Genomic DNA, 9667 nt, shown 5'->3' on the forward strand with positions numbered 1-9667 from the left:
CGGAATGGGTGATGAACATGATGCTCAACCCAGATGGTATGCTCAGGGAAGATCCCATCGCTATGGCCCTTCTAAAGGAATACAACAACGCCATCATGCTCAACCAGAATCTCACTCAGGAAGAAGCCAGGGATTTGGCTGAGTACCTGAGAACATTGTAAAGATTCTTCCAGGAATCTTCCCGGTTTATGACGTTATTTTACAGCTCTTCCGCAACCGGGTTGAATACCTTAATGTAGGAGGTCATACCATATCCTTCAGGTATCAATTGCCCCTAGTTGGATGTAAATAGAGTTCCCATGAGACGTGCTTTTTTTCTTAAAGCCGTTATTTCCGCTTTCTTCATGCGAGGGCAGGATGTTGGCCCGTGCCAATGAAGGAACATACTCCGAACTCATTCCCCTGGCAGACGGCCGATTTTTTAGTCGCACCCTGTACTCCTACATCGATTTCCAGAGAGAAGAAAAAGGTGCCGTTTCAAAGATGCTTTGGATCAACAATGACGGGAATTCCTTTGAAGGCAGTAAAGTTTACTGACCCATGATGATAGTGTTACGTGATTTCCTGAATTCTCCTATTGATTGAAAAAACAGAACCTATTGCGTAACTACGAACCCACTCCCTTAAATCAATGTTAAACTACAAGGTCTTTTGATTGAGGAATAAAAAAGCGTATTAATTTCGGGACGTGATCGGACGAATCAGACATAGTGTTTTCACCAGATTCCTGGCCGGGATCATGGGTCTGTACCTGCTTAACCTCAGTGTGGATACCATTGAGCAAGTTCCCTCTTTTTCACCCCAGGACCTGACGGTCAACGACCAGGAAAGTATCGTGGAACTCGTCGTGGAAAAAGTCCTGGGATATGAGGACGCCATTAAAGAGACCGATGACCGGGACAGGGAAGAGCACAATGAAAAGAATAACACAAAAGTCGATTTTCTCGTATGGGAGGCAACCCACCGAAAGGCGGATCCTTTTACATCGCCCTCTACCAAAAATCGATTCCTTCATCCAAATACCCTGCTAACCGCCGGTTTCAAGGCGATTGATACTCCTCCTCCCAAGTTTTGATTTGTTTTTCACTATAGAATTTCTGTGACCTCTCGGTTTCAGAAGAATTCCCACACTTAAAAAGCAAATCAATTATGAAATTTCATTCATGGGTGATACCACTTTTGTCTTTGGTATCCTGGGCATCCGCGATTGCCCAAATTTCAGACGCGGAAAAAGACAGTCTTTACATCAACCAGGTTGAAGAACATCGGGAACCGTATAAGGTCCTGCATGCAGAACCCCTTTACATAGACCTCATCCGGGATCTTGGTGCCCGAAAGGGTGAAAAAGAATGGAACATCGGGCTCGGACTTACAGACAACCTCCAGTTTGATTCTTACGAGGCCCTGATCGAATACGAATGGGCTCCGGTAGATCGCTTGGGACTGGAGGTAGAGCTGCCATTCACATTTTATTCTCCTGTAAACGGGACCGGCAGGAATGATGTTCCATCCAACAGGCTGAACAGTTTGAAAATCGCTGCCCAATGGTCCTTCCTGGTCAGTGAGCCGATGGCCACTTCCATGGCTCTGGGCTATATCAATGAGTTTGAATTATCCGATTTCAGGGATTTTGGCAAACCTTTCATCAGAGGAAATGTGTACAATCCTTTTCTCGTGGTGGCTAAACGCTGGGGTAACAATTTTCACACCCTGGTCTACACCGGGCCACGAATAGAGAAGACTTTTGGAACGGCAGTCATACATACAGCTTACGATATACATTCGAGTTTTCATTATATGATCACCGGTACCAGGAATTTTATTGGGGCGGAGTTCAATAAGACAATTGGGAACAGGGATTTTGACATGACCGTACGCCCCCAAATGCGGCTAGGTATCGCAGACAATCTTTTGGTTGGAATAGTTGCCGGGATACCTGTAAGCCGTGAAAACCAGCGGTTGAGTTCCTTTATTAGGCTTATATGGGAACCCGGACATAAAAAGCATTAAACCTGGATGCTGTATTCTCAACTGTCTGGCCTATTAGGAAAAATATCGAACACATACAGACATTGGTCGAATGATCTTAAATACGAATACCCTCCATGGAGTCCCAAATGATCATGGGAAGTTCTGAGATAGGACTTCCCGTCTCCATGGAATTCTGATAAAAAAAAAGTACATTGAGGTTCAACCTTAAAATGCAAACGATGAAAAAAGTATCCTTAATTGCCCTCTTCCTGTGTTTTACTCTGGGCCTGAGCAATCCTGTTCACGCTGCCAAAAAAGAAAGGAACCCTGAACCTACGGAGATCCCTGCTGAGGTTCGGGTCATGCTGGACCGTCTGGAGGAAATCAAGGCCATGGATAAATCAGACCTGAAACGGGAAGAAAAAAAGGCCCTTCGAAAGGAGGTACGAGCCATCAAGACCCAGTTGCGCACTACCGGAAACGGGATCTACATCTCGGCCGGGGCACTGATCATCATCTTGCTGCTCATCATCCTTCTGTAAAGGATTCCCTAAAGTAAATGCATTATTTGCTGTCTGATTTGGCGAGGACGATCCCGCCAATCGCAGCTATTACCGCAAATCCTATGTACAGGTAAGACGTATTCTTTTGCTGAGTATTCTCTGCCTTGAGTTCCACCCCGAGCACGTCTACAGATGAAGAACTGTCTGAGAACTTCGTGATCCCGGTATAACCCAGGTAAACGGCCAATACTAACAGGAGGATTCCAATAATTCTTTTCATAAGGTCAGGTTTATAAGGATTGTAGTTTGACTTGAACTCTTCGGTAAATAAGTTGATTGCTATAACCGGGAAAAAGGTAGTGATAAATTATGGGACACCGGGTCTGAGCATACCGCAATACATCTCCATTCCGCACTATAAAATCCAAAGAGTATGCTCAGGCCATACCTCCCGGTTTAAAACACTGGAAAGGTTTTCCCAAAAAACTACCAAAGGCAGTTATTAGTCTTTTCCCTATGCTACTGGGCTATTTAGTAGTACTTTCGCAGCCTGAAAGAAAACAACATGACCTTTGAAGATCTAAAATTGATCCCTCCCATCCTCAAAGCCCTTAAGGATGTAGACTATATTACTCCCACAGACATACAGGCCAGTGCTATTCCCCTTGCCCTCCGCAAAGAAGATGTCATTGGAAGCGCTCAAACCGGTACGGGGAAAACTGCAGCCTTTGCTATTCCGATATTGCAGCACTTGGCCACGAGCAATCAACACAATAAGGGCAATAGAAATATTAAAGCCCTGGTAGTGACCCCAACCAGGGAACTGGCCATTCAGATAGGCGAGAGTTTTAGTGAATACGGAAAATACACCCATCTTAGGAATACTGTTATTTTCGGGGGTGTTTCCCAGGGTTCTCAAACGAGCGCCCTGCGCGACGGGGTCGATATACTGGTGGCCACTCCGGGTCGGTTGTTAGACCTGATGAACCAGGGCTTTATCTCCCTGGAGCACATTCAGTATTTTGTGCTGGACGAAGCAGACCGAATGCTCGACATGGGCTTTATCCACGACATTAAAAAAATCATTGCCAAGTTGCCCAGACAACGGCAATCCCTTTTCTTTTCGGCCACTATGCCCAAGAGTATTGTGGAATTGTCACGCCAGATCCTGAAGAATCCCAAAAAGGTAGCGGTAAACCCTGTGTCTTCCACTGCGGAGACCATCCAGCAGTATCTCTACACTACCAATAAGGCTTCAAAAAATGATCTGCTACTTCACATCCTGCAGGATCCGGAGATGGACCAGGTACTGCTTTTTTCCCGTACCAAGCACGGGGCCGACAAGATTGTTCGCAACCTGCACAAAAAAAGGATCGAAGCGGCTGCCATACATGGGAATAAGTCCCAAAATCAACGGCAAAAGGCTCTTTTGGATTTTAAAGTCGGAAAAAAGAGGGTGCTCGTCGCGACCGACATCGCTGCCCGGGGGATAGACATAGATAAACTACGGCATGTGATCAATTACGACATTCCTAATGAACCCGAGACTTATGTGCACCGGATCGGGCGATGCGGCCGTGCCGGAGAAGAGGGCATTTCCATTTCCATTTGTGAACCTGAAGAGAATGCCTTTGTCGCCGATATTGAAAAACTCACCCGCCAGAAGATCGAGATCGTTAGTGACCATCCCTTCCCCCAGACAGACCGACCTATGAATGCTGCTGAAAAGAAAGAAGCAGAAAAAGAAAAGCAGCGCAGGAAACAGGAGTTTTTCGCAAACCGAAATAAAAAGAAGGGCGGAAATCGCCAGGGGTTTCGCAGGAAAAACAGGTAAGAGAGCCTCAGGTTGTCAGAATCTTTAGTATTACAGGTGCTTCTTTCCCTTAAATTACCCTTTACTTTGTGATCGAATTTTTTCCGCCACCGGACAAATCCTCATTTTGCTGTATTTTGTAAATGACCATTTGTGGAAATAGTCATCAATCGTAAATTGCTTTGAAATGAAAAAAGTAGGACTTGCCCTGGGCGGTGGCGCCGTCCTGGGGGCGGCTCACATAGGTGTTTTAAAAGCCTTAAAGGAAAAGGAAATCAACATCCAATTCATAACAGGCACCAGTATTGGTGCTTTTGTGGCTGCCCTTTATGCCTTTGGCAAAGATTGGGAAGAGATCAATGAGATCTCCTGTAAGTTGAAGTGGATGGACATCTCCAGCATTTCCCTCTCGCGATACAGCCTCCTGTCTAATGAAAAGTTCGGGGATCTTCTTGTGGAGCACATTGGAGACAGGCGGATAGAAGAGGCAGACATACCCCTGGCCATCATCGCCACCAATGCGGGAACGGGAGAAAAAGTGGTGCTTCGGGAAGGTCCCGTAGCCCAGGCTGTTATGGCCAGTACCTGTATTCCCGGGCTGTTCAAACCCGTAAAGATCGGGGGAAGGATGCTTTTGGATGGGGGTATCGTTGAGAATGTTCCCATCAAAACCCTGAGGGAGATCGGAGCCGAATACGTGATCGGGGTCGATCTGAATGCCCAGCACGAATACCAGGAACCTCAGAATATCCTGGATGTACTACTAAACAGCTTCCACTTTATTATGCAGCAGTCGGCCAAATTCCAGACCCAGAATGCCGACCTGCTGATCAAACCCGACCTGTCCGGTTTTGACAGGGCCGATACAAGTCAGATAGAAGAACTCATCCAGAAAGGATATGAGGATGGCATAAAAATTCTGGATGAAAAAGACCTGAGCCTTGAATCCAGCTGGTTTGCGGAACAATGGGGTCGGTTGCGGACTAAGCTCGGCCTGTGATCAGGGCGTATACTCAGTTACCTGGGTTGGGAGAGGATACTTTTCACACTGAATCCATTTCCCTACTTTTAACACAACTGAGTACATAACCCATCTCCATATGAAAAAAATCTCCCTGCTGGTATCTGCTTTAATTCTCACATTTTCCTGTGCAGGACAGGTAGATAAAACCAAGAATACACTCAGGGAGCTGGTCTCCCTTTTTAAGGCATGGCGGTCCTTTGAAGTACCTCCCATGCGGGAGGGTGCTCCCGATTATTCGGCTGCCACTTTTGAGGCACGATGGCCGGAATTCCAGTCGATGCGCAGCCAGCTTTTGGCTATAGATACCACGGGCTGGGAGATCCCTCAGAAAGTGGACTGGATGCTGGTGTGGGCCGAGATGAACGGGTATGATTTCAATCATCGTATTCTCAAGCCCTGGCAAAGGGACCCTGCTTTTTACAAATCCCTGTGGACGTACAAATCGGATGTGCCCGCACACGAAGGACCCACCCATCACAAGACTACAGAGATCTGGACCTATTCCTTTCCTCTCACCGGGGAAGAAAGGAAGCGACTTCTTTCGGACCTCAGCGTCATCCCGCCACTGAATGCACAGGCTAGGGAAAACCTGACCGGGAATGCGGCAGAGCTTTGGAGGGCGGGAATCCGGGTGATCGAAGATCAGGTCAGAGACCTGTCGGCTATCCTGAATCGGGAAGGCGTAAGCCGGGATGCCTTATTGGTCAGCGCCATCAAAAAAGCCATCAGATCCACAGAAGAATTCGCTGCCTGGTTGAGGAAGGAAGCCGAGGATAAGACCGGTCCCTCCGGGATAGGGAAAGAAAACTATACCTGGTATCTGCAGAACGTGCACCTGGTACCCCTGAACTGGGAGGATGAAGTACTATTGTTAAAAAGGGAATTGGCCAGGGCCTGGTCTTCCCTGAAAATGGAAGAACACCGGAACAGGGATCTGCCACCCATGATGGCGGCAGACAGCCCGGAGGCCTATGATAAATTGGCTAATGAGGCTGCGGAAAGCCTGATGGCCTTCCTGGACGGGCAGGACATCGTTACGGTAAAGGATTATTTTGAACCCGCCCTCCGGGAACACCTGGGCAATTTTGTCCCCGAGGAAAAGCGAAACTTCTTTATAATAGGTGAGCATTACGATCCCAGGCCTTTATATTCCCATTTCTACCACTGGTTCGAACTGGCGCGGATGAGGGAAGAACCCCACTCAAGCGAGATCCGAAGAGGCCCCCTCCTTTACAATATCTTTGATTCACGCAATGAGGGTACGGCTACGGCCGTGGAAGAATTGTTCCTGCAAGGTGGCTTATACGATGATTCTCCCCGAAGCAGGGAGATCGTCTATATCATGATCGCCCAGCGGGCTGCCCGTGGACTCGGTTCTCTCTATGCGCACGCCCATATGATGACCATGGAAGAGGCCGGGGGGATCCATTCAGAATACACACCCAGGGGCTGGATGAAGACTGAGAAGGAATTGCTGCTATTTGAACAACATCTCTATATGCGTCAACCAGGGTACGGCAGTAGTTATATCACGGGGAAATACCTGCTGGAAAGTGCTATGGCCGACTTTGCTAAAATGATGGAGGATGACGGAGAACCTTTTCAGGTGAAGGAGTTTATGGATACCCTCAACGGTATAGGCAATATCCCGATTTCTCTCGGGCATTGGGAAATGACAGGGCAAGATGGTCACCTGAAACCGATTTTGAATAAGTAGTCTCTTGCTGTTTAAATAGGATATGAAGAGGCCCGTAACCTCTTATTCATATTGCTTATTTTTAGGGGAATTCTCACCGATTGGCACAGGATTTGGACTGACTACAAAAATGAAATTTATGAGAACACTGACTCTACTTCTGACATTCATGCTGCTAACCGGTTGCAGCGTAGGCAATACTCAAACATTAACTGTCCCCAAGACGATATTGCTGTCGTCAGTTGGGGAAATCGAGACTCTTCCCGACATGGCCACTTTCCGGGCTAATCTCAACTGCCTGGAAACTAATCTGCTGGCTTCCAAAACGTGCCTGGAGGAAAAATCAAATGCCCTCAGTGAGCAGCTGAAAGGATTCGGGATCGCATCAAAAGATATCCTTACCACTGCCGTAGAATTGAATAAAAAGTACAGATGGGATGATGGGGAGCAGATATTCATCGGGTATGAAAGTTCAACTTCCATAGTAGTTACGGTAAGGTCGATGGATTCCCTTTCTATGATCTACTCCAAATTGATGGAGAATGAAAACCTGAATCTCGGGGGACTGGCGTATTCTCATACAGACATGGACGGGCTAAAGAACAAAGCCCATGCAGATGCCCTTGTAAAAGCAAATGCCCTGGCCGAAGAACTCCTGGCCCAAATGCCCGAGACAAAGAAGGAGATCATCAGGATCAGCAACGTGGCTCCTGAGGTGTCCTATCCCATGAATGACCTGCAAAGGAATACAATGATGAGCGTAGAATCCGATATGAATATGAAGGGGGCAAGTGCCGATGTTGCGGTCAATTTGGGGACTCTGAAAGTGCGTGCATTGCTCTACGTGGAATACCGAATTCAGTAAAGATTCGCAGGCCCTCTTACAAAAAGAGGTTCAACCATAAATTCAAAATAAGCGACCGGAAACTGGTCCATATTCCCTATTTTTAAGGAGATTTCAAACGCTGACGCAACATGAAATACCTCCTTGTATTTACCGCACTGGCCTTCTGTATGGCCGGTTGTGCCGAGAAAGCTGAAACCCCTGTAAAAAAAGACGACTCCTGGTGGAAAGAAGGCATTGTCTACCAGATCTACCCCCGTAGTTTTAAGGATACGGAGGGAGATGGGATAGGTGACCTGAAGGGGATCATTGAGGAGCTGGACTATATCCAGAGCCTGGGGGTAAACATGGTCTGGCTCAACCCCATCTACAGTTCCCCCAATGCAGATAACGGCTATGACATCAGTGACTACCGCAGTATTATGGAGGAGTTCGGCACCATGGAGGATTTTGATGTCATGCTGGAAGGCATGCACGAGCGCGGGATCCGTTTTATCATGGATGTTGTGGTGAATCACAGCAGTGACCAGCACGAATGGTTCCTGCAATCGCGTAGCTCCAGGGACAACCCCTACCGGGATTATTACCACTGGTGGCCTGCCGAAAAAGGGAAACCGCCTTACCGTTACAGCCTGTTCGATGCCGCAGGAGATGCCTGGAAATACGATTCCATCACAGATGCCTACTACCTGCATTATTTTTCCCTACAACAACCCGACCTGAAATGGGAGAACCCCAAGGTGAGGCAGGAGGTATATGATTTTATGAAATTCTGGGCCGATAAAGGGGTGGACGGCTTCCGCCTGGATGCTTTCCAGTTTGCGGCCAAGGATACCACCTATCCTGAATTCCCGGACGACCTGGAGCAGAACTTTATTCAGTACTACGCCATGCAGCCCGGCCTCCACGACTATCTGAAAGAAATGAATGAGGAGGTTTTCAGCAAATACGACGTGATGTCCGTAGCCGAAGGAGCCGGGAGAAACTTCAAGGAAGCCCATGAACTGGTAGATGCAGACAGGAATGAACTCAACATGGCCTATGCCTTTGAAGGGGTAGATATCGCCAAACCCGAGGGATATTCCCTGGTACACTTCAAAGAGGTGTTCTCCCGCTGGGATGCCGAATTCGCCGAAAAGGGCTGGCTGTCCATATTTTTAGCCAACCATGACCAGGCCCGACTCGTGAGCCGGTTTGGGAATGACGATCCGAAATTCAGGGAGGCTTCTGCTAAACTGCTGAACACTTTCGTCCTGAGCATGAGGGGTACACCCTATTGCTATTACGGGGATGAATTGGGGATGACCAATATAGGGTTTGACAGTATTACCCAATACCGGGACATCGCCGCCCTGAACGGGTATGAGAAAGTAAAATCAGCCGGAGGAGATTTGGATCTTTATATGACCAACCTGAAATTCTCCTCCCGGGATAACGGCCGGACTCCCATGCAATGGGACACTACCCTGAACGCCGGATTCAGCACAGGGACGCCCTGGCTCCCCGTCAATGAGAATTACAAGACCGTGAATGTGGCCGTAGAGCAGGAGGACCCAGGTTCTGTGCTAAATCATTTCAAGGCCATGGTAACGCTCAGGAAGGAAAATCCCGTCCTGGTATATGGGGCCTATACCCTGCTTTTACCGGATCACGAGAAGGTCTATGCCTACACCCGGGAATGGGAGGGAGAAAAGATGCTGGTTCTCCTTAATTTTTCAGATGATATCGTTACCCTACCTGTGCCTGTGGAAGAAGAACTACAGGACCTGGTCCTCAACAACCTCCCACAGGTATACTATAAAGACAAGGTGTTATC

The 9667-nt window shown here is 47.8% G+C and carries 10 protein-coding genes and 1 pseudogene; 10 read left to right on the forward strand and 1 reads right to left on the reverse strand.

Translation table 11 applies throughout. The features are described 5' to 3' along the window. The 5 genes and pseudogenes from ABYP73_RS08140 to ABYP73_RS08160 all read left to right on the forward strand — a co-directional run. Positions 1–161: pseudogene (locus ABYP73_RS08140) on the forward strand (cytochrome c); the annotation flags it as partial. A 196-nt stretch (positions 162–357) separates the two neighbouring features. Then, positions 358–537, forward strand: a complete 180-nt coding sequence (locus tag ABYP73_RS08145) for a hypothetical protein (RefSeq protein WP_372973990.1) — start codon at positions 358–360, stop codon at positions 535–537. Positions 538–688: 151 nt separating this feature from the next. Next, positions 689–1075, forward strand: a complete 387-nt coding sequence (locus ABYP73_RS08150) for a hypothetical protein (protein ID WP_372973991.1) — start codon at positions 689–691, stop codon at positions 1073–1075. Between the two features lie 74 nt (positions 1076–1149). Then, on the forward strand, positions 1150–2010 hold the full coding sequence (locus ABYP73_RS08155) for an HAEPLYID family protein (protein WP_372973992.1): 861 nt from the start codon (positions 1150–1152) through the stop codon (positions 2008–2010). Positions 2011–2210: 200 nt separating this feature from the next. Continuing rightward, a complete protein-coding gene (locus ABYP73_RS08160; RefSeq protein WP_372946062.1) occupies positions 2211–2513 on the forward strand; it encodes a hypothetical protein in 303 nt (100 codons plus the stop codon). A 22-nt stretch (positions 2514–2535) separates the two neighbouring features. Here the strand turns inward: ABYP73_RS08160 and ABYP73_RS08165 are convergent, their stop codons facing one another. After that, positions 2536–2754 carry a hypothetical protein gene (locus ABYP73_RS08165; RefSeq protein WP_372946063.1) on the reverse strand — a complete coding sequence of 73 codons (219 nt, stop codon included), beginning with the start codon at positions 2752–2754 and terminating at the stop codon, positions 2536–2538. Positions 2755–3039: 285 nt separating this feature from the next. On the opposite strand from ABYP73_RS08165, the gene ABYP73_RS08170 reads away from it, so the two are divergent. The 5 genes from ABYP73_RS08170 to ABYP73_RS08190 all read left to right on the forward strand — a co-directional run. Continuing rightward, entirely contained in the window at positions 3040–4308 is a 1269-nt protein-coding gene (locus ABYP73_RS08170) for a DEAD/DEAH box helicase (protein ID WP_372973993.1), read from the forward strand. Between the two features lie 166 nt (positions 4309–4474). Beyond that, a complete protein-coding gene (locus ABYP73_RS08175; RefSeq protein ID WP_372946065.1) occupies positions 4475–5287 on the forward strand; it encodes a patatin-like phospholipase family protein in 813 nt (270 codons plus the stop codon). Between the two features lie 100 nt (positions 5288–5387). Continuing rightward, the gene (locus ABYP73_RS08180; protein WP_372973994.1) at positions 5388–7028 is read left to right on the forward strand and encodes a hypothetical protein; all 1641 of its coding nucleotides are present in this window, start codon (positions 5388–5390) and stop codon (positions 7026–7028) included. A gap of 118 nt (positions 7029–7146) precedes the next feature. After that, positions 7147–7872 carry an SIMPL domain-containing protein gene (locus ABYP73_RS08185; protein WP_372973995.1) on the forward strand — a complete coding sequence of 242 codons (726 nt, stop codon included), beginning with the start codon at positions 7147–7149 and terminating at the stop codon, positions 7870–7872. A 110-nt stretch (positions 7873–7982) separates the two neighbouring features. Next, on the forward strand, positions 7983–9667 hold a 1685-nt coding region (locus ABYP73_RS08190), incomplete at its 3' end, for an alpha-glucosidase (RefSeq protein WP_372973996.1).

Origin of the sequence: Muriicola sp. (assembly GCF_041567615.1) — a bacterium.
GTDB lineage: Bacteria > Bacteroidota > Bacteroidia > Flavobacteriales > Flavobacteriaceae > Muriicola.